This window comes from Acinetobacter sp. V115_6, assembly GCF_031799025.1.
In the GTDB taxonomy this organism is placed as follows: Bacteria; Pseudomonadota; Gammaproteobacteria; order Pseudomonadales; family Moraxellaceae; genus Acinetobacter; species Acinetobacter pittii.
The window spans coordinates 65,689-91,918 of the sequence record NZ_JAVQNO010000019.1; the positions used below are offsets into that span (position 1 = coordinate 65,689).

At 37.8% G+C, this 26,230-nt stretch carries 24 protein-coding genes; 15 read left to right on the forward strand and 9 right to left on the reverse strand.

The features are described 5' to 3' along the window. Positions 1 to 63: 63 nt before the first annotated feature. Positions 64 to 432, forward strand: a complete 369-nt coding sequence (locus RMA94_RS07060; protein ID WP_032004861.1) for a hypothetical protein — start codon at positions 64 to 66, stop codon at positions 430 to 432. Positions 433 to 478: 46 nt separating this feature from the next. Here the strand turns inward: RMA94_RS07060 and RMA94_RS07065 are convergent, their stop codons facing one another. Both RMA94_RS07065 and RMA94_RS07070 read right to left on the reverse strand, forming a co-directional pair. Then, positions 479 to 793 carry a putative quinol monooxygenase gene (locus tag RMA94_RS07065; RefSeq protein ID WP_311082351.1) on the reverse strand — a complete coding sequence of 105 codons (315 nt, stop codon included), beginning with the start codon at positions 791 to 793 and terminating at the stop codon, positions 479 to 481. A 13-nt stretch (positions 794 to 806) separates the two neighbouring features. Next, positions 807 to 1,394 (reverse strand): NAD(P)H-dependent oxidoreductase, encoded by a 588-nt coding sequence (locus RMA94_RS07070; RefSeq protein WP_014207799.1) that lies wholly within the window; start codon positions 1,392 to 1,394, stop codon positions 807 to 809. A 237-nt stretch (positions 1,395 to 1,631) separates the two neighbouring features. Between RMA94_RS07070 and RMA94_RS07075 the strand changes: the two genes are divergently transcribed. Together RMA94_RS07075 and RMA94_RS07080 are read left to right on the forward strand one after the other, a co-directional pair. Then, the gene (locus RMA94_RS07075; protein ID WP_014207798.1) at positions 1,632 to 2,000 is read left to right on the forward strand and encodes a hypothetical protein; all 369 of its coding nucleotides are present in this window, start codon (positions 1,632 to 1,634) and stop codon (positions 1,998 to 2,000) included. 368 nt (positions 2,001 to 2,368) lie between these two features. Continuing rightward, entirely contained in the window at positions 2,369 to 3,598 is a 1,230-nt protein-coding gene (locus RMA94_RS07080) for an MFS transporter (RefSeq protein WP_311082352.1), read from the forward strand. A 41-nt stretch (positions 3,599 to 3,639) separates the two neighbouring features. On the opposite strand, the gene yccS is transcribed toward RMA94_RS07080, so the two are convergent. The 4 genes from yccS to RMA94_RS07100 form a co-directional block, all read right to left on the reverse strand. Beyond that, positions 3,640 to 5,790: a YccS family putative transporter gene (gene yccS / locus RMA94_RS07085; protein ID WP_311082353.1), complete on the reverse strand. Its 2,151-nt coding sequence runs from the start codon at positions 5,788 to 5,790 to the stop codon at positions 3,640 to 3,642. A 203-nt stretch (positions 5,791 to 5,993) separates the two neighbouring features. Continuing rightward, complete coding sequence (gene sodC, locus RMA94_RS07090) at positions 5,994 to 6,563, reverse strand: superoxide dismutase family protein (RefSeq protein ID WP_075383285.1); 570 nt, start codon at positions 6,561 to 6,563, stop codon at positions 5,994 to 5,996. Positions 6,564 to 6,688: 125 nt separating this feature from the next. Then, on the reverse strand, positions 6,689 to 7,807 hold the full coding sequence (locus RMA94_RS07095) for an AI-2E family transporter (protein ID WP_005067168.1): 1,119 nt from the start codon (positions 7,805 to 7,807) through the stop codon (positions 6,689 to 6,691). 124 nt (positions 7,808 to 7,931) lie between these two features. Then, positions 7,932 to 8,576 (reverse strand): ParA family protein, encoded by a 645-nt coding sequence (locus RMA94_RS07100; protein WP_005804567.1) that lies wholly within the window; start codon positions 8,574 to 8,576, stop codon positions 7,932 to 7,934. 158 nt (positions 8,577 to 8,734) lie between these two features. Between RMA94_RS07100 and RMA94_RS07105 the strand changes: the two genes are divergently transcribed. Both RMA94_RS07105 and RMA94_RS07110 read left to right on the forward strand, forming a co-directional pair. Then, positions 8,735 to 9,202, forward strand: coding sequence for a Holliday junction resolvase-like protein (locus RMA94_RS07105; protein WP_311082354.1), 468 nt, complete (start codon positions 8,735 to 8,737; stop codon positions 9,200 to 9,202). 139 nt (positions 9,203 to 9,341) lie between these two features. Beyond that, complete coding sequence (locus RMA94_RS07110; protein ID WP_032006330.1) at positions 9,342 to 9,905, forward strand: hypothetical protein; 564 nt, start codon at positions 9,342 to 9,344, stop codon at positions 9,903 to 9,905. 52 nt (positions 9,906 to 9,957) lie between these two features. Here RMA94_RS07110 and RMA94_RS07115 read toward each other — a convergent pair whose 3' ends face one another. Together RMA94_RS07115 and RMA94_RS07120 are read right to left on the reverse strand one after the other, a co-directional pair. Continuing rightward, the gene (locus RMA94_RS07115; protein WP_311082357.1) at positions 9,958 to 10,488 is read right to left on the reverse strand and encodes a hypothetical protein; all 531 of its coding nucleotides are present in this window, start codon (positions 10,486 to 10,488) and stop codon (positions 9,958 to 9,960) included. Positions 10,489 to 10,514: 26 nt separating this feature from the next. Next, entirely contained in the window at positions 10,515 to 11,303 is a 789-nt protein-coding gene (locus RMA94_RS07120; protein ID WP_017481701.1) for a class I SAM-dependent methyltransferase, read from the reverse strand. 127 nt (positions 11,304 to 11,430) lie between these two features. Between RMA94_RS07120 and RMA94_RS07125 the strand changes: the two genes are divergently transcribed. The 8 genes from RMA94_RS07125 to astE all read left to right on the forward strand — a co-directional run bounded on the left by RMA94_RS07125 (position 11,431) and on the right by astE (position 23,080). Continuing rightward, positions 11,431 to 12,708 carry a hypothetical protein gene (locus tag RMA94_RS07125; protein WP_262448450.1) on the forward strand — a complete coding sequence of 426 codons (1,278 nt, stop codon included), beginning with the start codon at positions 11,431 to 11,433 and terminating at the stop codon, positions 12,706 to 12,708. Positions 12,709 to 13,121: 413 nt separating this feature from the next. Next, positions 13,122 to 14,555: an amino acid permease gene (locus RMA94_RS07130; RefSeq protein WP_017481699.1), complete on the forward strand. Its 1,434-nt coding sequence runs from the start codon at positions 13,122 to 13,124 to the stop codon at positions 14,553 to 14,555. Positions 14,556 to 15,590: 1,035 nt separating this feature from the next. Then, on the forward strand, positions 15,591 to 16,862 hold the full coding sequence (locus RMA94_RS07135; RefSeq protein ID WP_017481698.1) for a Glu/Leu/Phe/Val dehydrogenase: 1,272 nt from the start codon (positions 15,591 to 15,593) through the stop codon (positions 16,860 to 16,862). Between the two features lie 135 nt (positions 16,863 to 16,997). Then, positions 16,998 to 18,212: an aspartate aminotransferase family protein gene (locus tag RMA94_RS07140; protein WP_311082361.1), complete on the forward strand. Its 1,215-nt coding sequence runs from the start codon at positions 16,998 to 17,000 to the stop codon at positions 18,210 to 18,212. An 18-nt stretch (positions 18,213 to 18,230) separates the two neighbouring features. Further along, complete coding sequence (gene astA / locus RMA94_RS07145) at positions 18,231 to 19,262, forward strand: arginine N-succinyltransferase (RefSeq protein ID WP_311082363.1); 1,032 nt, start codon at positions 18,231 to 18,233, stop codon at positions 19,260 to 19,262. Continuing rightward, positions 19,262 to 20,731: a succinylglutamate-semialdehyde dehydrogenase gene (astD, locus tag RMA94_RS07150; protein ID WP_086399341.1), complete on the forward strand. Its 1,470-nt coding sequence runs from the start codon at positions 19,262 to 19,264 to the stop codon at positions 20,729 to 20,731. Before astA ends, astD begins: the two co-directional genes overlap by 1 nt. Before the next feature lie 18 nt (positions 20,732 to 20,749). Further along, on the forward strand, positions 20,750 to 22,093 hold the full coding sequence (gene astB, locus RMA94_RS07155; RefSeq protein WP_002116805.1) for an N-succinylarginine dihydrolase: 1,344 nt from the start codon (positions 20,750 to 20,752) through the stop codon (positions 22,091 to 22,093). A 12-nt stretch (positions 22,094 to 22,105) separates the two neighbouring features. Next, a complete protein-coding gene (astE, locus tag RMA94_RS07160; protein WP_311082366.1) occupies positions 22,106 to 23,080 on the forward strand; it encodes a succinylglutamate desuccinylase in 975 nt (324 codons plus the stop codon). Positions 23,081 to 23,139: 59 nt separating this feature from the next. Here the strand turns inward: astE and RMA94_RS07165 are convergent, their stop codons facing one another. After that, on the reverse strand, positions 23,140 to 23,940 hold the full coding sequence (locus tag RMA94_RS07165) for a hypothetical protein (protein WP_311082368.1): 801 nt from the start codon (positions 23,938 to 23,940) through the stop codon (positions 23,140 to 23,142). A gap of 586 nt (positions 23,941 to 24,526) precedes the next feature. Between RMA94_RS07165 and RMA94_RS07170 the strand changes: the two genes are divergently transcribed. Together RMA94_RS07170 and RMA94_RS07175 are read left to right on the forward strand one after the other, a co-directional pair. Further along, the gene (locus tag RMA94_RS07170) at positions 24,527 to 24,835 is read left to right on the forward strand and encodes a hypothetical protein (protein WP_017481693.1); all 309 of its coding nucleotides are present in this window, start codon (positions 24,527 to 24,529) and stop codon (positions 24,833 to 24,835) included. 35 nt (positions 24,836 to 24,870) lie between these two features. Further along, entirely contained in the window at positions 24,871 to 26,226 is a 1,356-nt protein-coding gene (locus tag RMA94_RS07175; RefSeq protein WP_311082370.1) for a S8 family serine peptidase, read from the forward strand. The last annotated feature ends 4 nt before the right edge of the window (positions 26,227 to 26,230 follow it).

A 26,230-nucleotide genomic window follows, 5' to 3' on the forward strand; every position in this document is an offset into this window, starting at 1 on the left:
CTACAGAGTAACCGACAAAGCCATAGCATCATAAAGCTATGGCTTTTGTTTTGGGTGATAAAAATGCAACGTTTATTTTTAATTTCAGCGCTTTGTGCTGGGCTTTTCACTGGGTGTGCGACGACCAGTAAATTAATTCCTTTTGTGGGTTCGGAAACTCCGATGCAACAAGTACTTAAAGCCCAGCCTGAGATCGTAAAAGAGCATAACAATACCTCAGTTCAGCAAGTATTTAACCGAGTAGAATCTCCAACAGTTTCCCGTATTACCGTTATCCAAACAGGTTTAATGGATGATTCTGTTTCTGCAATCCGAACAGAATATTCATTTAAGCTGGTTGATGAAAAGTGGCAATTGCAAAATAAGCAAAAGAGCTATCAATGCGTGAGAGGGAAAGGGTCTAGAGGTTTTCAAACCCAGCTTTGCTCTTAAAAATAAAAAAGACGATAAATATATCGTCTTTTTTTTATAGTCTAAATTATACGCCGCTTTCTAAAATTTTAATTTTGACGTCAACGACATCATCTTTGACTGCTTCATGATGCGCTTGCATATGAGGCGTCGCTAAATGCGCTTCAAGATGGGCAACACTTTCCCATTTTTCCAACATCACAATAATGTCTGGGTCTTTGTTTTGGAAGCTTGCATTTGAGATGTGGTCAACTAAAGGTTTATAACCATGACAACCATCTTCTGCTAAAACAGTTGGAATGATTTTTTGAAAGGCATCCAATACGTTCTGGCGATGCTGTCCACCCGATTTAGTACGAATTTCCGCAATAATGGTTGGCATGGATTTCTCCTTATTAGGCTGCTGCAAATACAGTATTTAAGTGTGCTTTATATTCTTCAACATAACTATCAACGTCAGGCATTTTAATCACGTCATTTACAATAAATGTCGGAAGAGTGCTCATGCCTAAGAACTGATTGGCTTTATGAAATGGTAAATAAACGCCATCTACACCTACGCCGTGGAAGAATTGATCTGCATCTTCAAATGCTTCCATTGGAGCATTCCAAGTCAATGACAGCATATATTTTTTGTCATGAATTAAACCACCTGAACCATATTTTTTTGAGGCATCAGAACGGCTACGCCCATCACTTGCATAAAGTGAACCATGACCAGTGGTAAAGACATCATCAATGTACTTTTTGACTGTCCAAGGTGCGCCCATCCACCAGCCTGGCATTTGATAAATAACAACATCTGCCCATAAGTATTTTTCAACTTCACTTTCAGCATCATAATTGCTGTCTGCACGGGTGACTTGGACTTCATGGCCGAGTTCCGTGAGATGTGTGGTTGCTAGGGTGGTTAATGTGTCATTTAATTCACCGTTTGAGTGGGCAAATTGTTTAGCGCCATTAATCACTAAAATCTTACTCATGGAGGTTGCTCTCATTAAATTCCTGTATTTGACGCATACTCTATGAGATTTACTGTTGTAGAAAAATGCATGAATAGGAAAAATATTGTTGATAAAAAATCAATAATTATTGTGGATTTTTTATTGAAAATTAATCTATCTCATTAATATCAATAAATTTATACCTATTTACAAAGCTCAAAAGGAAAAAGTGGCCTATTATCTTTAGCATTAATTTTGAGTAAATAGAGGGGAATAGTGATGAAAAAGAATGGTTTGTTGATTATTTTCAGCCTAAGTATATTAACAGCTTGTGCTCCACCTCAAAATTCTTCTGCTCAACTTGCTGATAGTCCTATACAGGCTGTATTACTCGATCAACCAGATCTTTTAAATGATGCAAGCAATTTAGATATTTCACAGCAAATGAATGCTTCAGATGATCCTTCCAATGCGCAAGTTACTATTTTGCAAACAGAGCCTAGTCCAGATGCGGTGTCGAAAACACGTACTGAATATTTATTAAAACGAGATCAGCAAATCTGGAAAATTGTGAATAAAAAGCAAAGCTATCAATGTACAAAAGGAGAGGAAACTACAGATTTTCAAGTTAATCCTTGCCCATGATGCTTAATTTTTTATCGAATATGTGGATAACTTTGAGTTTGTGCACAACCATAATTTGCATGCCCTTTTGTGCAAAAAACTGAAATTTAAGCTTCTTGAAATTGCATGATTGCTGATCAATTTAAAAAGTGCTATTGTTGCGCTCGGCAATTGTGCCAATTGGTAAAAATTACCGAATCTCACGTCATATATTTTTTCTTGTTTTAGACACCTTGTGAATACGGTGTTTCACACTCTAAACATGCACTCTCACGGCATATAACAACTTAACTAAAGATTGATTGACCATACATGTCATCGTCATGACTACATCTTATTTTATAGATAGTCGTACAGACATATGGCCGCTATTTTGAAGTGTACAACTCATGAAAAATATTCAAACGACAACGTTGAACCGTACAACGTTGATGTTTCCTTTGGCCTTAGTGCTATTTGAATTTGCGGTTTATATTGGTAATGACCTGATTCAGCCCGCCATGTTGGCAATTACTGAGGACTTTGGTGTAAGTGCAACTTGGGCACCGTCTTCGATGTCATTTTATTTGTTAGGTGGCGCATCTGTCGCATGGTTACTTGGTCCTTTGTCGGACCGTCTCGGACGTAAAAAAGTACTATTAGCAGGAGTTTTATTCTTTGCTCTATGCTGTTTTTTAATTTTACTTACGACGCAAATCGAGCAATTTCTAGCTTTAAGATTTTTGCAGGGAATTGGCTTAACCGTAATTTCAGCAGTTGGATATGCGGCTATTCAAGAAAGTTTTGCTGAACGTGATGCGATTAAAGTCATGGCACTCATGGCAAATATCTCATTACTTGCACCCTTGCTAGGACCTGTACTTGGCGCTTTCTTAATTGATTATGTGTCATGGCACTGGGGCTTTGTCGCCATCGCTGTATTGGCATTACTCAGTTGGATCGGGTTGAAAAAACAGATGCCAAGCCAGCAAGTCAGTGTAACCAAGCAACCTTTTAGTTATCTTTTTGATGATTTTAAAAAGGTGTTTACCAACCGCCGTTTTTTAGGTTTAAGTCTCGCATTACCTTTAGTGGGTATGCCTTTAATGCTATGGATTGCTTTATCTCCAATCATTTTAGTAGATGAATTAAAGCTCACCAGTGTGCAATATGGCTTAGCTCAATTCCCTGTATTTTTGGGTTTAATCGTAGGCAACATTGTCTTAATCAAAATTATTGACCGTTTGCCTTTGGGTAAAACCGTCATGATGGGTTTGCCGATTATGCTCACTGGTACACTCATTTTAATATTAGGTGTGGTGTGGCAAACCTATCTCATACCTTGTTTGCTTATAGGGATGACGCTCATCTGTTTTGGTGAGGGAATTAGCTTTTCAGTCTTATATCGCTTTGCACTCATGTCATCTGAGGTCTCAAAAGGAACTGTTGCAGCGGCAGTTTCGATGTTACTGATGATGAGCTTCTTTGCAATGATTGAACTTGTACGTTATCTCTATACACAATTTCATTTATGGGCTTTTGCATTGTCTGCATTTACCTTTATTGCTCTTTGGTTTAGCCAACCGCGAAGTGCTTTGAAGCAGGAAATGCAAGAAAGACTGCAACAAGGTAACAATTAAATAAAAAAATACCGGAATTGATATTCCGGTATTTTTTTATTCTACTTAATCTCTTGTTCTAAAAGTTTGTCTTTAAGTGTTAATAATTCTGGCAAAGTTTCTAGCAATAAACTGATTTGTTTTAACACGAGTGTGTAGTTCTCTGAAAAGTGCTCATGAGTAGTTAGGCTTTGAATTTGTGCTAAGGTCTGCTCAAGGAAATTGAAATCAATATAAGCCGGATCAAATAAGCTCTGTTTAAGAATTTGCTGACAATCCAGTAAGAGTTGTAATACCTGTTGATCATCAATTTTTTGTCGTTGGCTTCCTAACGCTGCTACGTAACTCAGTTGGCTGTGGCTATAAACCAGATAACGAAAAGCATAATGGATGAGTTGAGGGTTCGGGTTCGGTTCAGCACTTAAGCTTGAAATCATGTTGGATAGCTCAATCTGAGCGTTATGTGCAGCACGGCGAATTCGGCGGTACTCTATATCCTGATTTTTGCCATATTGATATTGCTCAACAATCACATTCAAATAATCTAAGGTCGCTTTGCTGCTTTTATTAATATTATTGGGGATGTTCCGAAAGTTCCAGTCGGGCCAAATAAAGTTTACGGCGAGCCATGCAATAAAGCAGCCTAATAAGGTATCTATCAGTCGAGGCAAAATAATACTGTAGCCAGCGCCTTTTAAGTTGAAAATTAATAGCACCATAAGGGTGGCCATGAGCGTAGCCAAAGCATATTTCTTTTGACGTAAGTAAAAAAAGCAGACTCCACAAATAATTGTAATGATGAGCTGGCCTTCAATACTCGGTACAAAATATAAAATAGGTATTCCTAATAAAACACCAAGTAAGGTACCAATCGTTCTTAATTTAAGTCGGCTTTTAGTCGCAAAATAAGTAATCTGACAAACAAACAAACTGGTCAGTAAAATCCAGTAACCATGCTGCGCAAACGGTAATAATGAAATGGCATACCCTGCGGCAAAAACCACAGCAATCCGTATAGCATGCCTAAACAGCGCTGACTGTGGCGTAAGTTGTTGCCGAAGTTTTAGGATAAGATCTGAAAATCCTTGAATATCATCATCAAGTAAATTTAAGTGTTCTTGTCTTGTTTGAGTGCTATTTTCAGGAACAGGTTGGGCATATTGCAGTTGTTCAAACTGTTCATGCATTCCTTTTAAATTATCAAAAATAAGTTTTAAATTTTTAACTTCAAAATTTTGTGGATGTTGTTGTATCCAATCTTTTAAAGAACTTTCTAAATGTCCTAATACTTTCTGACTTTCTTGCGAAGGCTGATATGGCAGGTTATATAAAATACATTGAGCTAAGTCTTGGCATGCTTGTGCTTGTAGACGCAGGTTTTTTTGGAAACGGAAAATAAGATCACTACGGCTAAAATTCTGTTGAATATGTTCGTAATGTAAATAATTTGAAGTGGCTTGCTCGTGAATATCTCGTGCGAAAAAATATAGGTTTAGCCAATAGATACTTTTATTACTGACTCTGGAAGCTTTGAGTCGAGTAAGTAGTGAACTGCGTATTTGATTGAGACTTTGGGCAACTTGCGTATTTTGTAGAGATAACTCATATAAAAGCTGCTCAACATTCTCTTTATTGTCCGGATCAAACAAACGAGCTTTTGCTTGTAGTAGAACAGAAATTTCTTTAAAAATTTGTGAGAGCTTATCTTGTAAGGGAAGTGTCGGTTTAATAATAAAAAATAAAATGGAAGTTAAACCGTACCACAGAGCACCATAAACAAAATAAGTAGGTTGTTGATACCAATGTGCGTATTCGCCTAAACCGAACATACTATAAATAGAGAGCAGAATCGTGCCAAAAGAAATCGTGGCATAACGTTGCCCTAAGGCGCCTAGTAAAATAAAAAAAGCGCTTGAGATAGAGAGATATAAAATAAAGAAAATTTTGTAAGGTGCTAAAAAACCGAGAATGCTACTGACTGTAAAAAAGAGCAGGCAGACATAGACCAAGTTGCGTAATCGAATACTTAAACGATCATCAAAGTCTGTTAATGCTGCTGCAATTGCGCCTAAGGTCACGGGAACAATAAGTTGATTATAGCCCAGCCAAAGCAAACCTAAAGTTGTGCCAGTGAGTACAATCAGAATTTGCAGGCAATAAATTAAAATAGAGTTCGTCTTAAAGCTATTAAATATTTGGGTCAGATAATTCACGGCTTTTGTTCTAAATTAGAGAATACGTGAGAAAGCAGTATGTAACTTTAAATTTTTATTACTTTAAAAATATTATTCTTTTTATCTACAAAAGTCAGTCATTTTTTAAGATTTTATTAGACTTAAACCAAGTTGTAACGATCAATAAATTAACAGAATTGTGGATATCTTTTTAGATACCCACAATTTGTAAAATATATAAATTATTTAATCACACCACATGCAATTCGTGCTCCACCACCGCCAAGAGGTTGAGGTGAGTCTGAGTAATTGTCGCCACCCGCATGGATCATAATCGCTCGACCCTGAATATCAGCAAGTTTTAATCGAGGTGCGATTACGGCAGTTGTTGCAACACCTGTATTATCGACAACTAAAACAGGTAGATCGCCTAAATGGCCAGTGGTTGGAGTACCGTGATGAGGGGCTTGGTTCGGGTTGTAGTGGCTACCCGCAGCTAAAGCAGCCCCAGGTTTTCCATCTTTTACAGCAGGTGCGCAAGAAGCATTTTCATGAATATGGAAACCACGAGTACCACTTGGTAAGTCAGCAAGAGCAGGGGTAATAATTAAACCTTTGTCGCTATCTTGAAAGCTAATTGTACCTATTTTTTTTCCAATACCGTTAGCTGTCACTTCATTTACGTCGACCACTTTTTTAGTATGCATTGAGGTTAATGCTTGGGCAGTGTCAGATACAGTTTTAGTTACCGAACTACAGCCAACGGTAAAAAGGGCTGTAAGCGCACAGACTGCGCCAATTTTATTAAACATCTGCATGATTGGATGTCCTTATAAATATATATGATTATTTGATTCAAACAAACAGAGGTCTGACCTACAAGTTAATTTAAATAGTTAATTTGTATCTAGAAACATTTTTAAATTAAATAACTATGTCACTCTTTGTCATTGGAGGATTCACTCTCAGAATCATAAATCATGGTCGTTTTTGGCATAGGTTCAGGCTCAATCGTCTCATGTAACCATTCACGCCAAATTGCCAGTAAAATAGCCAAAATTACAGGACCAATAAATAATCCAACCAAGCCAAAACTCGCAATACCGCCTAATACACCAAACATAATTAATAAGAAGGGAATTTTGGTGGCACCAGAAATGACGAGTGGTCTAATCACATTATCTGAGCTACTGACAATCAGCACACCCCAAACCACAACACCAATTGCCTCCATGGTTTGTCCCTGAGAGAACAACCATAAGCCAACGCCTAAATAAGAAATTGGAGTACCAAATGGAATTAAAGCCAATAAGAAAGTAACAATCGTGAGTACCATAGGGTTTGGTACACCTGCTACGAAGTAACTTAATCCAGCTAAAACGGCTTGAGCAATTGCAGTTAAACCCACACCATAGACTACTGCACGAGTTGTTTCAGAAATTGTATCGAGATAATGATGAATACGAGGACCAATGACCATTTCTAAAGCTTTACTCACTTGAGATAAAATCATTTGTCCATCACGATAGAAGAAAAATAGGCTGAATACTGCAAAGCCAAGTTTGACAATATTTTTACTAATTTCACCGAGCAGTACACGGCCATAACTTAAATGGCTTTGTACCCAAGCTGCGATATTTTGAATCGTACTATTTGGATCGTTATTTAACTCATTGAGTGTACGAGAAATCTCTTTTCCTACAAAAGGAAGGTCTCGAATAAAATCTGGAACGCTTAAATGGCCCGAGAAAACCTGACGTTGTAAATCAAAATATAAGTTACGCCCTTCATGCTGCAAAATAAAAACCGCGCATGTAAAGGGGATACCAACTACCAAAATGACCAGACTAATCATCAGGGTTGCGTTTAAAGTATTACGTGATTCTCCAAAAAAACGCTGAATTCTTAAATAAATAGGCCAAGTCATATATGCAATGATGGCAGCCCAAAGTACAGGAACGATAAAATATTTCAGGATATTAAATCCTAAAAAAATCAAAATAAAAAACAGCCCAAACAATAAAACGCGCTGTAAATTAGGAGCGTATGGATGCACGAACAATATTTCTCTAATTTTCTACATAGAATAAAGTCATATTAACTGAAAAATAACCTGAGGCAAATTTTAAGGCCGTAATGTAAAGAACCTTATACATCCAGTTTTAAAGGCTAAAATTTCTTTAAAACCACTCAGCTTTATCTTCAATTAACTTGTTTAGAACAGGTTGCCATTGATTTTGGATACTAATAAAGTTCTTTTGCGGTTTATCAAAAATGCTTAAACCTTGCATTGCTAAGCTGCCATACGCAGTGCGTTCAGCAATCCATGCAACAGGTTCCTGTTCAATTTTTTCAAAGAACTGCTGGATATCTTTTGAGCTTGCGCTGTTTGGTTTTACACGGTTAGCAAGAAGCAAAATCTGTACTTTGCCTTTGCGAATACGTTTAATATCTTGTAAATGCTTCAAAAAGCGACGAGTACTATCTATGTCAAAAAATGATGGCTGAAGCGGAGTAATAATGGCATGAGCTTCACTAATAAGCTGTTCAGCATGCTCACCTGAAAGTGCACCAGGCGCATCAATAATTAAATAGTCCAGATTTTTGGGTGCGTCACCAATTGATTTCTCATGACGCCAGTCTAGGCTTTGAATCGTTGCAACGGTATCAGGGCGCTGTTTTAACCATTGTAAAGCCGATTTTTGATTGTCCGAATCTGCTAATGCTACTTTATATCCTTTTTGTGCCAATGCTGTTGCCAACGTAATGGCCGTCATGGTTTTTCCGCATCCGCCCTTTTGATTTGCAATAAGTATCGTTTTCATAAATCCAATTATTTTCAGCAGCACATTTGTTTATGTTTTATACCTTAGCATCTTTTTGTGAGAAGTAGATGACTGCATTTGACAAAAGTTTAAGCTGTTTCGTTATTTTAGATATGATTAGAGCTGTAATCTTAATTCGCGCTTTTTAAGGAAAATTTATGTCTGTATGGCTTGCCATGCTTATTGGTGCTGGCATTGGTATTATCATCACTACTATTATTTTATCAAATACACGTAATGGACGAATTAAGGCTGAATATGAGCAATATATTGCTGAACTTGAACTAGAGCATCAACAGGCGCTTACTCAAGCACAAAAGAGAAGTGTAAATACAAGTCGTGCGGTGTTGAAAGGAAAAATGGCAGAACAATTTGCTCCGGTTTTACCTGAATTTCAGTATTTACCAAGTGATGCAAAATTCATGGGCGATCCGGTGGATTATATTATTTTTGATGGATATACCGATTTTCGCGATGGCGATGGTGCGGCAGAAGACATCAATATTATTTTGCTTGATGTAAAAAGTGGTGGAGCTAGACTTACGAAAGGTCAACAAGCAATTGCCCAAGCTGTTCATCAAGGTAAGGTTCGTTTCGAAACGTTGAGAATAGATTTCGAAGATTAACAAGCTGTTTAATTCAGCACAAAAATAGACGAAATTGATCTGTATTGTTACTAAATTTCGATATTTTTTTCATTGCTTAAAGCTATTATAAATTGAAGATCTATTCACTTTGATCTAGCAATATTTGAGGTGTAACACGATGAAAAAACAAAGTTTGATGATGGGCTTACTCGCCGTGATTGGCATGAGTTCAACATTTGCATCGACCTCAGGTGAATATAATATTGCCAATGGTTTGAGCCCGATAGAAAAAGATCAATCTATTTCTGTATTACAACCTTTTCAAGGAAATTTCAGAATCTTGGGTTCAAAAGTTTATCAAAATGATGAACAAGCTAAGTTTTCTCCTATCGACTATGCAGTAAGTTGGGGATTGTTTGCAAAGCCTGAAATCGCACGTCATATTTCAGTGAAACAATATGACCGTTATTTAAACTGGAAAATTCCTAAATTACCTGTTCCAGCAGAGCAAGCGATGCAAATGGTGTCTAACATGCACATTATTCCTGCAAATCCTGAAATTGCTCAGCAGATTAAACAGGTTAAACGTGGTGATTTAGTTTATCTAAAAGGTGACCTTGTCGAGATTAAGGACAAAAACTTAGTCTGGAAATCCTCACTTACGCCGACTGATACGGGTGATGGTGCATGTGAGTTATTCCGCGTTCAGGCAATTCATTGGGTTGAAAAGCAAAATATATAATTTAAAAAAAGCCTTCATAAGTTTGAAGGCTTTTTTATAACCACTACATTGCTTATTTCTGTTGCGATGCTTTCCAATATTTTAATTGATTTTGCGCTTGTAAATAGTCGGCAAGATCATTGATCTGTTCATCTTTATTGGCTTGCTTATCACTCAAGTGTTTTTCTTGGTTTTCCCAATATTGATAAAGTAGACCCTGAATGTAACGACCTTGCTCAGTTTTTAAATCTAAATCTTTTAACATTGTCAGAGAAGAACGCACGTTATCGAGAGTACGCTGTTGCTCAAACTCTGTAGTGAGGGTTCCAGCTTCATGCATTTTTGCTAATTCACTTTCCATCTCGTCACTCATTTCTGTAAAGCGGCGGTCATAATCCTCTAACAGCGCAATATCGTGTGCATCATCAGCAGTGACAGGGAAGGTCTTAACAGGTCTTTCATTTAGTTTTTCTAAAACCTGATCGGTAGATGAGGTGGCAGAAGGTTGCTCCGTCTTAGCAGGCTCATCCGCTTTTTTACAAGCAGTCAGAAATAGGCTAGAGCAAAGCAAAGACATTAATATGATTTGAGGTGTTTTCTTCATAACTTTCAACCAAACCTATTCACTAATTATTTAACGGGTAACGTACTTTTCTGAAAGTGATATGCATATGTGACATATGGAAAATCAATCTGATCTAGAGGACCTAATCCCGTAAAATCATAAACAATTTTTTCAAACTGTGCTTTGAGTTGTAATTGATCTTTTTCAGTCATTGCAGCAATAAAGCTCGTAGAGAGTAAACGTTTGCTTACGACTTGTTCGACAGAACCGTGTTGTGACTGTGTGAATGTTTGTAGGCTATCAAATACGAATAAATCTTGTTGTTCAAATACGCGTTTCCACTTTTCACTATGATAACGAGGTGTGTCACCTTCAAGTGGAAGTAGGAAGTCAGCTAAAGCCTTGACCCAATCTGTACGTTCGTCTCGTTGATTCCAAACTAGCCCTAAATGTCCTTCTGGTTTTAATACTCTATGCATTTCTGTTAGGGTATCAAGGTTGTCAAACCAGTGAAAAGATTGCGCACAAATAATGGCATCAATTTTATGATCTTCTACAGGAATTGAATGGCTAAAAGCCTGTAATGTTTTGATATCAGGATAAACTTGTTGAAGCTGCTGTAACATCTCGCCAATTGGCTCAACTGCAATAACATCTGCATGCGTTTGTTTTAAGTAGGGTAAGAATTTGCCAGTACCCGATCCAAGATCAATAACAGTAGAGTTTTCCTGTATTTGTAGGCAATTTTGCAGCCAACTTACTATTTCTGCGGGATAATTGGGTCTAACTTGCTGATATAGTTCAGCAGCTGAACTGAAGCCTTTTTGAGCGGCAGGATGTAAGGATTGTGTCATATTTTGCGCTTTTTAATCTGACTGGCATCTATAAAATAAGATACTCCGCAATCATAAATTGGCAAAACACCTATTTTGTTTCATTTTTGACGTTGTATGTGGGAGTAAATTTTCTTTCGGTGTGAGCATGGATAAGCAAATTATTTTTGAAGACGAACACATTAGAGCCATTTTTTTACCAGGCGATTCTAATACATTAGTTCTCTCTTTTGGCGATTTGATTACCCGAGCGAGTGGCTTATCTATCAATGCTGAAAAGTCTCTAATTAAATACCAATATAATGTTATTGGGGTAATGCCAAAACAAAAATCATGGTTTCCTCAAGCAAGCATGATTGAGCTGGCACAAGCAATTTCGCCTATTCTAGAAGGCTTTAAAAATATTGTGGGTTATGGCGGTTCAATGGGCGGCTATGCCGCAATCAAGTATTCTAATTTATTGAATATGAACCGTGTGATTGCATTTGTGCCTCAATATTCAATTGATCCAGAGCATGTTGAAGACCGACGCTACGCTGAGTTTTTTGATGCTATAGCAAATAAAGACATGCAGATTCAGCAGCAAGATGTCGATGCAGCGCGTGAATACGTTATTGTTTATGACCCATATTTCTCGATTGACCGTGAACATTACTTAAAAATAAGAGAGCTGTTACCAAGCTTACATACGATTCATTTGCCATTTACCGGTCATGAAGCATTGTCAGTATTGGCTAGTTCAAGTTTATTACATGATTTTATTGAACATGATTTTGATGAAATCTATTTTTATCAGCAAGTTCGTAAGGTCAAAAAACAAAGTAAGTTTTACTTCCGTAATGTACTTGCGCATGTTCTTACTCAACATGATGAAATGTTGTTAAAAATATTGCGTCAAAATGATTTTCAGTTAGATGAACGTTATTTTGATAACCCCCTTAAACAGGCTATTACACGTAGTCTGATAAAAACAAATCAAGCAACTGAGTTGGACTTTCAAAAGCTCGGTATTAAAGTGCAGCGAATTCAAGAAGATGCAAATTATAGAGAAGGCTTGCAGACTAGCTTTGGTTTAATTTTGGTATTTAACCTCATCAATTCAAAGTTTGAAAGTTATACAGTAGATACTCTACTGGCGAATAAATCTTATTTGGTTCCAATTGTGGCTGAGCAAACTGGTGTAGTGCACATTGAATTAAATAATGAAATTTATTTGTTAGCGATGAATGATCGTAAGATTATTAAATTGTTCAAGCGTGAAGAGCCCTTAACATCGGATATGAGTCCGTTTGTAATCAAAAAATATTCGGATTCTTTAGCGATTAGCTATAAGCAATTAAATTTATCTTGTGATGAACAAGGGCTGTGTGAATTTACGGAAGGTTCAATTCAATCTACCGAACAGTTGAGCACCATCAGCTATTAAAGCTTTATAGTGTTTAAATAAAGCTCAGACCTTTAGGTTTGGGCTTTATTTTTTGCTTAAAAAATATTTTTTTATAAACTTATTTGTATATTATTTTAAAACTCATTATTTAAATAAATAGTAGGTTTGTTATATAGTGATCTGCTGTATTTAAAGTAGGCATAAGCAGTAATATATATAAATACTATATTTAAAGATAAATGGGTTTTTTTAATACATAAATTATGGAAATAATATAAGATTAATTAAAATACAGTTATAGCTATAAAAAAATATAACTAAATGTTTTTACTATATATTTTATTCTTACCTGAAGAGCATGGTTAAAATAAGTTCACTATTCAAAGATAATTGCATATTTATTTTTTTCTCCTAAAATGATTTTTTACTAAATTGTCGTTACAGTTTTTTATATGCAATCATTAAATTATCGGAATAATGATGCATCGCAACATGGAAGTTCTGCACCTTTGAAACGAGCAATGAGTACTCGACATTTGGTGATGATCTCCCTTGGCGGTGCCATAGGTACAGGTCTTTTTTTAGGGTCTGGTGATGTAATTTCCCAAGCAGGCCCAATTGGCGCAATTATTTCTTATTTTTTGGGCGGTTTAATTGCCTATACCGTGATGTTATGCCTTGGTGAACTTGCGGTTCATGTGCCGGAATCAGGTTCTTTTGGTGAATACGCACGTCGTTATATTGGTCCGGGTACGGGCTATATGATTACTTGGCTCTATTGGTTAACTTGGACTGCAACTTTGGGGACTGAGTTTACTGCAGCGGCTTTATTGGTGCAGGAGTGGTTTCCATCTACCTCGGTATGGGCTTGGACTCTTTTTTTTGGTGCCTTAGTTTTTTTCCTTAATATCAGTTCAACTCGATTATTTGCCGAATCTGAATTCTGGTTGGCACTCGTCAAAGTTATTACAATCATCTGTTTTATTGGTTTGGGTCTACTGGCAATTTTCGGTTTTATTCCTTATCACGGACATGAAACAGCGCCATTATTTAGTAACCTGACTGCCCATGGTTGGTTCCCAAACGGTCTCTTCCCAATTTTTGCCACTATGCTTATTGTTAACTTTGCTTTTTCGGGCACAGAATTAATTGGGGTAGCGGCGGGGGAAGCTGAGAATCCAGCACAGACAGTTCCTAAAGCAATCAATGCGGCTATTTGGCGGTTACTAATTTTCTTTGTTGGTACAATTGTGGTGATTAGTTCATTACTGCCGTTCCAACTTGCAGGCCTTAGTGCAAATGAAGTAAGTAATAGTCCTTTTGTGACGGTATTTAACTATATTGGTATTCCATATGCAGAAGATATTATCCGCTTTGTAATTATTACGGCTTTACTTTCTGCTGCAAATTCTGGTTTGTTTGCTGCTTCACGTATGATGTGGTCGCTTTCGGCGAAAAATCAATTACCAAAAATATTTTCTAAATTAACTCCTTCTGGAACACCGATTGTTGCCATTACTGTAACTATGTTTGGTGCAATTCCTGGATTGCTTTCAGAACAATTCGCACCAGAAACAATTTTTAAGAATCTATTGGGGGTTGCAGCTTTTACGATGGTTGTGGTTTGGATTGCGATTTGTATTTCGCAGTTTAACTTCCGTAGACAGTGGTATAAGTCAGGAAAAACAGCAAAAGATTTGCGTTTCGCGGCACCTCTTTTCCCTCTTACCCCAATTGTGGGTGGATTGTTCTGTCTCGTTACCTGCATCAGTATGGTCTTTGACCCATCCATGCAAGTTGGTTTTATCTGTTGTATTGTTTTTATACTTCTATGCTATGCAAGCTACTTCATTTTTTATCGAAAGAAAGATCTGGTGCAGAGCTGAGCTTTCTAAAGTCTAAAGAATGTCTTTTTAAAGGTCCCGTAAGGGGCCTTTTTTGTGTCTTACTGGAAGTTAAAAAAGAAGGAATTTATATATTTTTTTTAAAAATGAAGTTTTATTTTTGATCATGAAAACAAATATTGTTTTGTAAAATTACCATTTATCGGATTCTTATTAATATTTATTTATTATTAATATTTGATTAAGTCTATGTTTGGCTTGGTTATTTGATAAAGAGGTTTTTGGGATTTTATGAAATATGAATTAGAAATGGACTTATTATAGATTTAATGTAGAGAGGGTATAGTTTTTTGACAATTTTACGAAAGCGATTAATTTTTAAGTTATTGTTATTTATGATTTTAATTTTTTATATTTTTTTAAATTATGATTTTATGTTTCCTATAAAATTTTTTTATTAAAGTTAAGGTTTTTTTAATATTTGTTGTTTTTTTATTATAAGGATTAGTGCGATTTGATTATTTTTTCTCTGCTTATTTATTTTAAAATGTTCTAAATGAGTGTGCTCTATGCTATATTTATTGGAAGATTTTATAGCTATGTTCCGGCTTAATTTTAAGCGGTATGTGTAGAGATAATTAATCTGTAGCATTATTGAACAATGTTTATTTTTAAAAAGACTAATGGAGGGATCTATCGATTAGTCAAAATAATTTTTATGGACATATGATTTTTTTATAAATCATCGTTCTTTTTAACTCCCAAACGGTTATGCCATTTCTTTTGTATTTATATTTCAGCCGACTGGATTAAGTGGGTTGTGGTTAAACTTTGCTTTTATAAAGATAGCTTTATAAACAGTAAGTTAAATGAAAGAAAGCTTGTAAAAGATATCGATATATAAAAGTAGATCATACTTTTAGTATCAACAAATGGAATTTAAAAAACCTAATGCTTTAGAAGAGCAGAAGGTTTAGTAAATAAACTAAGACTTTGTTATTGCAAGGTTTTAGTTGCTGAATAATAAAGACTACGGATTTATCAAATCTGAGTCTATGAAGGTATATAGGAAAAAAGATGTCAGATCTTTCATACGTAAACGAACATAGCGATGCATGGCAAACTTACTTGGCACAAATTGACCGTGTAGCGCCATATTTAGAACACTTAGCTGATTATATTGATACTTTAAAACGTCCTAAGCGTGCGCTTATTGTTGACGTGCCAATCGTGATGGATGACGGTTCGATCCAGCACTTTGAAGGTTACCGTGTACAACACAACTTGTCTCGTGGTCCGGGTAAAGGCGGTGTTCGTTACCATCCAAATGTTGATTTGAATGAAGTAATGGCGTTGTCTGCATGGATGACAATTAAAACTGCTGTTTTGAACTTGCCATTTGGCGGTGCAAAAGGTGGTATCCGTGTTGATCCACGTAAATTATCAACTCGTGAATTAGAGCGTTTGACTCGTCGTTATACGACTGAAATTGGTCATATTATTGGGCCTCAAAAAGATATCCCTGCTCCAGACGTTGGTACTAATGCCAATATCATGGGTTGGATGATGGATACTTATTCTACTAGCCAAGGTCACACTGTAACTGGTGTTGTAACTGGTAAACCAGTTCACTTAGGCGGTTCTTTAGGTCGTGTGAAAGCAACTGGTCGTGGCGTATTCGTTACAGGTCGTGAAGTAGCAGCAAAAATTAATTTACCAATTGAAGGCGCGAAAGTTGCTATTCAAGGTTTTGGTAACGTAGGTAGTGAAGCAGCTTTCTTATTTGTTGAATCAAAAGCGAAAGTTACACACGTTCAAGACCACACTGGCACAATTTTCAATGCTGATGGTATTGATCTTGAAGCATTACGTGATCACGTAAATGCAAACCAAGGTGTTGGTGGCTTTGCTGGCGCGCAATCAATTGCTGACGAAGATTTCTGGACAGCTGAAGTTGACATTATTGTTCCAGCTGCACTAGAAGGCCAAATCACTGTTGAACGTGCTCAAAAACTTAAAGCTAAGTTGATTTTAGAGGGCGCAAACGGCCCGACATATCCTAAAGCTGAAGATGTATTAGTTGAGCGTGGCATTGTTGTAGTTCCTGACGTGGTATGTAACGCCGGCGGTGTAACTGTAAGTTACTTCGAATGGGTTCAAGACATGGCAAGCTACTTCTGGAGCGAAGAAGAAATCAACGAGCGTTTAGACAAGTTGATGGTTCAAGCTATGGATGACGTTTGGAATACAGCGAACAGCAACGCTTGTACTTTACGTACAGCAGCTTACATCTTGGCATGTGAGCGTATCTTAAAAGCTCGTAAAGAACGCGGTATTTTCCCAGGCTAATCTGCGGAAATTACTTTAGAAAAAGTGGTTTGAGCAAATATAAAGGATGTTATAGGGTTTATTTGCTCATTCCCTTTTTCTGAATTATTCAAATTTAAGTGTTATCGAATATATTAAATAAATACTGAGGTAAGCATGGAACAGCCAATTTCTGTAACTCGAAGCAACTTTAACGACTGGATGGTTCCAGTTTTTGCACCGGCAAATTTCATTCCAGTACGTGGCGAAGGTTCACGTATTTGGGATCAAGAAAATAAAGAATATATCGATTTTGCAGGCGGGATTGCAGTAAACGCATTAGGTCATGCGCATCCAGTGGCAGTAAATGCTTTAACAGAACAAGCAACAAAACTTTGGCACGTTGGTAACGGTTATACAAATGAACCGGTTCTACGCCTTGCAAAACAACTCACTGAAAATACATTTGCAGACAAGGTTTTCTTCTGTAACTCAGGTGCAGAAGCGAACGAAGCAGCATTAAAACTAGCTCGTAAAGTTGGACTAGACAGCGGTATTGCTGGCAAAAGCGGCATTGTGGCATTTAACAATGCTTTCCATGGCCGTACCTTATTTACCGTTTCGGCGGGTGGTCAACCTAAATATTCACAAGACTTTGCACCACTTCCAAATGGTATCAACCACGTTGCCTTTAATGATTTAGAAGCTGCAAAAGCGGTCATTAATGAACAAACTTGTGCCGTGATTGTTGAACCGATCCAAGGTGAAGGCGGGGTAATTCCAGCTGATATCGAGTTTTTAAAAGGCTTAAGAGCACTGTGTGATGAGTTTGGTGCCTTACTGATTTTTGATGAAGTGCAAACAGGTGTTGGCCGTACAGGTGCACTATATGCCTACATGAACTCTGGTGTTATTCCAGATGTGTTAACTACTGCAAAAGCACTAGGTGGTGGTTTTCCAGTAGGCGCAATGCTAACAACCGATAAGTTTGCTCTGCATTTTTCTGTCGGTACACATGGTACGACTTATGGTGGGAACCCGTTAGCGAGTGCGGTAGCAGGTGCAGTATTTGAGTTTATTAATACGCCTGAAGTACTTGAAGGTGTAAAATATCGTCATCAATATTTCCTAGACGCATTAAATAAATTGAATACTGAATACCCGATTTTTGAAGAAATTCGTGGTCAAGGCTTACTCATTGGTTGTGTATTAAAAGCTGAGTATGCAGGGAAAGCGAAAGACATTACGACTTGGGCGGGCGAAGAAGGTTTGCTTGCTTTAATCGCGGGACCAAACGTGGTTCGTTTTACACCGTCTCTAATTATTCCTGAACAAGATATTGATGAAGGGATTGCTCGTTTAAAACGCGCATTGGCAAAGTTGGCTAAATAAAAAAAAGGAAAGCTAGCCATGATGATCGTCCGTCATGCCGAGTTTCGAGACCTTGAAGATATTTATAAATTAGCAGGTAAGTCGGGTGTAGGCCTGACTTCCTTGCCACAAAATATGGATACACTTTCAGCTCGAATTTCACGTACTCGCAATACTTTAAATGGCAATGTCCATAAAAGTGAACAAGCCTATTTATTTGTTCTTGAAGATACAGAAGCTCAACGTGTTATTGGGTTAAGTGCAATTGAAGTTGCTGTGGGACTCATTGAACCTTGGTACAACTTTCATGTTGGTACTCAAGTACACGCTTCAAAAGCATTAAATGTTTATAAGTCATTACCTACTTTATTTTTAAGTAATGACAGAACAGGTAGTAGTGAACTCTGTACACTATTTTTAGATCCAGAGCGTCGTGAAAACCAAAACGGTAAATTCTTATCGAAGATCCGTTTTATGTTTATCGCTGCCTTTAAGCAATATTTCGAGAAAAAGTTAATTGCTGAAATGCGTGGTTTCTCAGACGAAAATGGATGTTCTCCATTTTGGGATGCGATTGGTCACCATTTCTTTAATATGGATTTTTCAACAGCAGACTATTTGAGTGGAATTGGGCAAAAAGTGTTTATTGCTGAGCTTATGCCACGTTTCCCAGTCTATGTAGATCTCTTGCCAAAAGATGCGCAAGAGGTAATTGGAAAAATGCATCCACAAACTTTGCCTGCTTATCATGTGCTTGAGTCGGAAGGCTTACGCTATCAAGGATATGTAGATATTTTTGATGCTGGTCCAACCATTGAAGCCAATATTGATGAATTGCGAGCAGTAAAAGAAAGTCAGTTACTAAACGTCAAAATTACAAGTGAAGCTGCGGTCGGTAAGACCCAATATCTCATTGCCAATGATAATTATCATGACTATAAGGCAATGCTGTTAAAGCTTGATCTTGTTGATAACACAATAAATTTAACACATGAACAAGCTGAAAAACTCGGTGTACAAGAAGGTCACGTTGTTCGTGTGTTATCACTAAATCCAATGGAAGTATCCTGATGTCAAACTCTTTATTTATAAACGGTGTCTGGTTACAAGGCAGCGGCGCAACATTTGAAAAAACAAATCCGGTTGATAACCAAACTGTATGGTCAGGTGCCGAGGCTACTGCTACTGATGTAGAGCAAGCTTGTCAGGCAGCGCGTACTGCGTTTCCAGCTTGGGCGCGTTTACCCCTTGCAGAGCGTGTAGCGATTGTTGAAAAATTTGCCGCTTTGCTTGAAGAAAATAAAAAGCATTTAGCAGAAGTCATTAGCCAAGAAACCAGTAAGCCATTTTGGGAAACGTTAACTGAAGTTCAATCAATGATTGGCAAAGTTGCGATTTCGATTCGCGCTTACCACCAGCGTACAGGCGAAAGCTCAACTGAAATGGCCGATGGTGTAGCATCTTTACGTCATCGTCCGCATGGTGTGCTTGCAGTTTTCGGTCCATATAACTTCCCGGGCCATCTACCAAATGGGCATATTGTTCCTGCATTGCTTGCTGGCAACACAGTTGTATTTAAACCAAGTGAATTAACGCCATGGACTGCTGAAGAAACTGTAAAACTTTGGCAGCAAGCTGGTCTGCCAAATGGTGTGATGAATTTGGTGCAAGGTGGACGCACCACGGGTGAAGCCTTGGCTGCCTCACATGAAATTGATGGTTTATTGTTTACCGGAAGTGCGAACACAGGTTATCACTTGCATAAGCAAATGGCGGGTGCACCTGAGAAAATTCTTGCGCTTGAAATGGGTGGCAATAATGCATTGATTATTGATGAAATTGTTGATGTCGATGCAGTAGTTAATCTTGCTATTCAATCTGCTTTTGTTTCGGCAGGTCAGCGTTGTACATGTGCGCGCCGCATCTTGGTAAAAAATGGTGCTGAAGGTGATGCATTTATTCAACGTTTTGTTGAAGTTGCTAAAAACCTAAAAGTTGGCCGTTGGAACGACGAACAACAACCATTTATGGGTGGTGTGATTTCATCAGTTGCTGCAACAAACATGATGCATGCTCAGCAAAAATTACTTGAGTTGGGTGCAAAAAGTTTATTAGCCATGACACGTCCTCAAGAAGACAGCTCATTACTTACTCCGGGTATTGTTGATGTCACAGGCGTGAAAGATATTCCAGATGAAGAATATTTTGGTCCGCTTACCACTATTCAACGTTATGACAACTTTGATGAAGCATTAAAAATTGCTAACGCAACTCGTTTTGGCTTGTCAGTTGGTTTGGTTTCACCAAAACGCGAACTGTTTGATGACTTACTCATTGAAGCACGTGCCGGTATTGTGAATTGGAACAAGCCATTAACTGGGGCTTCAAGTGCTGCACCATTTGGTGGTGTAGGGGCATCAGGTAATCACCGCGCGAGTGCTTTTTACGCTGCCGACTATTGTGCTTGGCCAATGGCATCACTTGAAAGTGACAGCCTAACCTTACCAGAAAAATTATCTCCAGGGATTGTGTTGCCTTAAACACTAGGGAAAGAAAAAATGAAAGGATATGAAGTAAATTTCGATGGTTTAGTGGGACCAACACATCACTACGCGGGTTTGTCGTTTGGTAATGAAGCATCGACAAAAAACCGTAATAATACCTCGAATCCAAAATTAGCAGCTAAACAAGGTTTGCTAAAGATGAAAGCTTTGGCTGACATGGGAATGAAACAAGGTGTACTTGCTCCGCATGAGCGTCCACATGTTCCAATGTTACGCCGTTTAGGTTTTACAGGTGATGACATTAGCGTTGTTGCTCAAGCAATGCGTCATTCACCTGAACTATTATCATCTTTAAGTTCAGCTTCTCCAATGTGGACTGCCAATGCGGCTACCGTTTCACCTTCGGCAGATAGTCAAGATGAGCGCGTGCATTTTACAGCAGCGAACTTGAACAATAAGTTTCACCGTTCAATTGAAGCTGAAACTACAAGCCAAGTTTTACAAGCAATTTTTAAAAATGAACGCCACTTTGTACACCACGAAGCATTGCCACAAGTAGCTTTGTTTGGTGACGAAGGTGCAGCCAATCACAATCGTTTAGGTGGTGATTATGCTAAGCGCGGTGTTCAGGTGTTTGTTTATGGTCAACAACATTTAAATAATGGCTTACCGGGACCAAAACGTTATCCAGCTCGTCAAACGCGTGAGGCAAGTGAAGCAATTGCACGTTTGCACCGTTTAGATGATGCACATACTGTTTTTGTTCAGCAAAATCCGGATGTAATTGATCAGGGCGTTTTCCATAATGATGTGATCGCGGTAAGTAACCAACAGGTTTTATTCCATCATCAACATGCCTTTTTAAATCAAGATCAGGCCTTTGCTGAAATTCGTCAAAAAATGGCAAGCATCGGTGAAGACTTTATTTCAATTGAAGTCCCTGAAAACCGTGTTACCGTTGACGATGCCGTAGCAACCTATTTATTTAATAGCCAAATTTTGACTCGTCCAGATGGTGGAATGACTATTGTTGTACCGGAAGAGTCTCGTCAAAATGCAGCAGTGTGGGGCTACTTAAATGACATGATTCAAATGGGCACACCAATTGATGCTATTCAGGTATATGACTTACGTGAAAGTATGCGTAACGGTGGTGGTCCAGCTTGTCTACGTTTACGTGTAGCTTTAAACGAAACTGAGTTAAATGCCGTAAATCCAAAAGTTCTGATGAATGATCAGTTGTTTGGCACACTCAATCAATGGGTTGATAAACATTATCGTGATCGTTTAGCACAAGAAGATTTGGCTGATCCGCATTTGTTAATGGAAAGCCGTATGGCACTTGACGAACTGACCAAAATTTTAGGTTTAGGTTCAGTTTATCCTTTCCAAAAATAATGAGGAGGTGACATGCAAGATTTTCTAGCACTAACCTTACAAGGTGAGCAGCCTACAACTCGCGAAGGAAAACAAAATAATTTTTCTTGGCGCTGGTTGGGTGAAGGACTTCTTGAATGTACGCCAAACGGACAGTACGACAAAGCTGTCGTACTGTCAGCTGGAGTGCATGGTAATGAAACAGCACCAATTGAATTATTATCTCATCTTTGCACGGATTTATTTGCAGGGCGTTTAAACCTTGCTGTGAGGTTGCTGCTTGTATTGGGTAACCCTTATGCAATGCGTCAAGGCAAACGCTATGTGCATGACGATGTAAATCGAATGTTTTGTGGTGGATATAAAACTCTAGGCGTGTCTGAAGAATCAAAGCGTGCTGAAGTTTTAGAGCAAGTTGTCACAAATTTCTTTCAAGAAAGTGCAAGTGATGCTAAACGCTATCACTATGATTTACACACAGCAATTCGTGCTTCATTGTTACCAACGTTTGCTTTATTTCCATATCAAACGCATGGCTATGATGCTGATTTAACAGCAAGTCTTGAAGCAGCCGATTTAGATGCTTTGGTTTATCACAATGCGGTAGGTAAAACGTTTACACATTTTACGAGTGAGAATTTTAAAGCGGCGAGCGCAACTTTAGAGTTAGGCAAAGCCTTGCCATTTGGACAAAATGACTTGAGCCAATTTGCTGCAATTGATGAAGTTATTCGTAATGTAGTTTCTGAGCAAGCCTTACCGCTACGCAATAAAACAAAAATTCGAGTCTTTAAAGTGTCTGATTCTTTAATTAAAAAAGATGAAGACTTCCAGATGAATTTATCTGCTGAAGCTCCGAATTTTTCGACTTTTACCAAAGGTGAAATCATTGCAACTCAACCTTCTGGTAATTATGTGGTTGAGCAAGATCAGGTCTGGATTTTATTTCCAAACCCAAATGTGAAGCTTGGTTTGCGTGCAGGCTTAGTTTTAACTGAAACGAGTTGAATACTTGATTTTGAGAAATAAAAAAGGGCAATTAATTGCCCTTTTTTATTTATAACGGATTAGTTATTACCGAAAAGACCTTTAATAAAAGATTTCTTTTCAGCTTTTTGTGTAGACGCTTGAGCGCCAGCATTTACATTTGCGTTTGTGTTAACTCCAACAGGACCAACATTAACACCAACATTTACACCAGTTTGAGCATTAATTGCATGTACTGGTTGAGCTGCATTTAACTTTGCTTGAGCATCTGCTTTTGTGTCAGCTACAAACTCTTTTTGCTCAGCTTGGTTTTGAGCTACACGAGTTTTTACAGCATCTACATGCGCTTGAGCATTAGCTTGTTTTTCAGCAGTAAATTCTTTTTGATCTGCTTGTTTTTCTGCAACTTTAGCTTTTACAGCATCAACACCTGCTTTTGTATCAGCTTTCGCTTCAACTGCTAGGTTTTTAGTGCCGTTTGCAGCTTTAGTCGCTACATTTTTAGTTCCTGTTACTGCTTCGGTAGCAAAATGTTTTGTACCAGTTGCGGCTTTAGTTGCTACATTTTTAGTACCTGTCGCAGCTTCGGCAGCAAAATGTTTTGTACCATTTGCAGCTTTAGAAGAAAGTTCAGTCACTTTTCCTGTTGTTTTTTTTGTTGCTTTAACTGTAGTGTCAGCCGCTACATGACCAGTATGCTTCGCTGAGCTACCTACATTATGAGCAGTATTTTTGACTGTATTGGCTATGCCACTAACAAGACCACCCGGTTGTACATTTACTTGAGCAGAAGCACCTGCATTAACACCCGCACTTTGTGCAAAAATAGAGGCAGAAGCAAGAACACTTGCAGTAACGATAGCTGTTTTCATCATTTTCATTGCGATATCCTTCAAAGAATATACCCTTTTAGTGAGGTATTTCATAAACGCAAACGAATCATAGCCAAGGGAATATAGTCTTGTGAACTGTCTTCATCAAAATGTTACAACAGTGTTACGTTGAGTAAACAGACTAGGGATAAATTGTGAAGATTAATAAAAATTAATAATAAAGTGAAAAAGAACATTTATTTGTTAGATATTCTAATTAAGCTCGCTTATCTTTCCTTTTTTAAAAAATATCCTTTAATTTTTTCTCTTTCGGTTTTTCTCGACTTGTCCTTTATATCTTTAAATGTGATGTGAATCTAATTATTTATTAGAGGAAACGGCATAATTATTGCTTATTATGAGAATAGAGTGTTTTTTTAGCACTTTTTTGAACCATATTCTGCCAGAAATATAAATGTATAGGGCAGAACTGTATTTTTGCTTATTCGGGAAAAAGTACTTTAGCTTTTCTCAGGTTGGTATATTTCATGAAATAGAAATTTCACATGAAATATATTTAAAGAAATAGCACTTTATTTCGAATAATCAAAAATAAAAATAGATATCTATAAACAAAAAAACAGAGATATGACAGATGAAAATTATTGCTTCCCTTCTTGTATTGGTCGGCTTGGTCGCCGTTGTTCTCTATCTTAAGCCAACAAGTGGTGCATCTGATGTGTTCAATTCTGCTTTACATGAGTCGAATTCGCCACAACCAGACACATCGTCCTTTCTTTCTAAACTTAAGGAGCCTACTCAACCTAAAAATCTATCTCAACATTCAACTTATCCTCAATCGGTATCAGCTGATACTGTTCCTTTTTATGACACAAAAAGTGATCTTTCTATTCAACCGATTGATCCAGAAAAAGATCCAGCAAATGAAATAAAAGCGAAATAAGCAAATTGTTAGTTGAAAAACTACGGAGAAAAATAATGCAAAGTAAAACGTTATTTCTATTAGGTCTATGTACGATATTAAGTACAACTGCATCCGCTCTTCCTTTAGATTCTCAAGGTGCTAAACAGCGGTTAAATCAAGCAGCAAAACAAAAAGTATTTCAGGGCAAAATCGATTTGGATGCCTTGGTCAATAATGATTCGAATGATTTAATCGTCGAATACAATATTCCTTCGGTGAGTGTGCCTTCCGGTTTAGAGCGGCGGAGTTATATTGCAACAAATAAAAAGAATATACAGGCAAGGTTTAACCGTGCTGGTGGTGTCCAAGTACTTCGGGACTACAATAATTTGCCTTTAGCTTTCTATCGAATTAGTAATCGCGAAGCTTTGGTGACTTTATTAAATGATCCAAATGTTAAAGCGGTTTATCCGAACCGTATTAACCAGACTACGACCAATGAAAGTTTACCTTTAATTAATCAACCACAAGCGAATACCAATGGTTTTACGGGTGAAGGCTCTAGTGTGGCAGTAATTGATACAGGTGTGAATTATCTTCATTCTGATTTTGGCTGTACGGCAGTAAATACACCATCAAGCACATGTCGAGTGGTTTATTCATTTGATAGTGCACCAGATGATGGCGCTTTAGATGATGATGGGCATGGTAGTAATGTTTCAGGGATCGTATCTAAGGTTGCTACCAAGACCAAAATTATAGGCATTGATGTCTTTAGAAAAGTGAGATCCCAAGGTAAATGGGTAAGCACAGCTTATGATAGTGATATCCTCGCAGGGATTAATTGGGCTGTAAATAATGCACAAACCTATAATATTAAAGCAGTTAATTTAAGCCTTGGCGTGCCGGGTGTTAAATATACCTCGGAGTGTAGCGACAGCAGTTATGGAACGGCATTTGCTAATGCACGAGCTGCTGGTGTGGTACCTGTAGTCGCTTCAGGCAATGATGCATTTTCAGATGGAATTTCATCTCCTGCCTGTGTTGCTAGTGCAGTAAGAGTTGGTGCTGTTTATGACAGTAATATTGGTGGTGTGTCATGGGGGAATCCAGTGAAATGTTCTGACCCAACCACAGCGGCAGATAAGGTAGCGTGCTTTAGTAATGGTGGTAGTCTTGTGACCTTATTGGCACCGGGAGCAATGATCACGGCGGGTGGTTACACCATGGGTGGTACATCTCAAGCGACACCACATGTGGCCGGTGCAATTGCTTTGTTACGAGCGAATAGTGTGAGTCCAACAGAAAGTATTGATCAAACCATCAGCCGTTTAAAAACGACAGGTAAACCAATTACTGACTCAAGAACGGGCTTGGTTTTCCCGCGTATTGATTTACTGGCAGCAACAAATGGTTTAACCATTAATTAATAGC

Excerpts from the sequence above, each read along its gene's own strand:
- RMA94_RS07060 (WP_032004861.1), top strand. The coding sequence starts at position 64 with ATGCAACGTTTATTTTTAATTTCAGCGCTTTGTGCTGGGCTTTTCACT.
- RMA94_RS07065 (WP_311082351.1), bottom strand. The coding sequence starts at position 793 with ATGCCAACCATTATTGCGGAAATTCGTACTAAATCGGGTGGACAGCAT.
- RMA94_RS07070 (WP_014207799.1), bottom strand. The coding sequence starts at position 1,394 with ATGAGTAAGATTTTAGTGATTAATGGCGCTAAACAATTTGCCCACTCA.
- RMA94_RS07080 (WP_311082352.1), top strand. The coding sequence starts at position 2,369 with ATGAAAAATATTCAAACGACAACGTTGAACCGTACAACGTTGATGTTT.
- sodC (WP_075383285.1), bottom strand. The coding sequence starts at position 6,563 with ATGTTTAATAAAATTGGCGCAGTCTGTGCGCTTACAGCCCTTTTTACC.
- RMA94_RS07100 (WP_005804567.1), bottom strand. The coding sequence starts at position 8,576 with ATGAAAACGATACTTATTGCAAATCAAAAGGGCGGATGCGGAAAAACC.
- RMA94_RS07105 (WP_311082354.1), top strand. The coding sequence starts at position 8,735 with ATGTCTGTATGGCTTGCCATGCTTATTGGTGCTGGCATTGGTATTATC.
- RMA94_RS07110 (WP_032006330.1), top strand. The coding sequence starts at position 9,342 with ATGAAAAAACAAAGTTTGATGATGGGCTTACTCGCCGTGATTGGCATG.
- RMA94_RS07115 (WP_311082357.1), bottom strand. The coding sequence starts at position 10,488 with ATGAAGAAAACACCTCAAATCATATTAATGTCTTTGCTTTGCTCTAGC.
- RMA94_RS07120 (WP_017481701.1), bottom strand. The coding sequence starts at position 11,303 with ATGACACAATCCTTACATCCTGCCGCTCAAAAAGGCTTCAGTTCAGCT.
- RMA94_RS07125 (WP_262448450.1), top strand. The coding sequence starts at position 11,431 with ATGGATAAGCAAATTATTTTTGAAGACGAACACATTAGAGCCATTTTT.
- RMA94_RS07130 (WP_017481699.1), top strand. The coding sequence starts at position 13,122 with ATGCAATCATTAAATTATCGGAATAATGATGCATCGCAACATGGAAGT.
- RMA94_RS07135 (WP_017481698.1), top strand. The coding sequence starts at position 15,591 with ATGTCAGATCTTTCATACGTAAACGAACATAGCGATGCATGGCAAACT.
- RMA94_RS07140 (WP_311082361.1), top strand. The coding sequence starts at position 16,998 with ATGGAACAGCCAATTTCTGTAACTCGAAGCAACTTTAACGACTGGATG.
- astA (WP_311082363.1), top strand. The coding sequence starts at position 18,231 with ATGATGATCGTCCGTCATGCCGAGTTTCGAGACCTTGAAGATATTTAT.
- astD (WP_086399341.1), top strand. The coding sequence starts at position 19,262 with ATGTCAAACTCTTTATTTATAAACGGTGTCTGGTTACAAGGCAGCGGC.
- astB (WP_002116805.1), top strand. The coding sequence starts at position 20,750 with ATGAAAGGATATGAAGTAAATTTCGATGGTTTAGTGGGACCAACACAT.
- astE (WP_311082366.1), top strand. The coding sequence starts at position 22,106 with ATGCAAGATTTTCTAGCACTAACCTTACAAGGTGAGCAGCCTACAACT.
- RMA94_RS07165 (WP_311082368.1), bottom strand. The coding sequence starts at position 23,940 with ATGAAAATGATGAAAACAGCTATCGTTACTGCAAGTGTTCTTGCTTCT.
- RMA94_RS07170 (WP_017481693.1), top strand. The coding sequence starts at position 24,527 with ATGAAAATTATTGCTTCCCTTCTTGTATTGGTCGGCTTGGTCGCCGTT.
- RMA94_RS07175 (WP_311082370.1), top strand. The coding sequence starts at position 24,871 with ATGCAAAGTAAAACGTTATTTCTATTAGGTCTATGTACGATATTAAGT.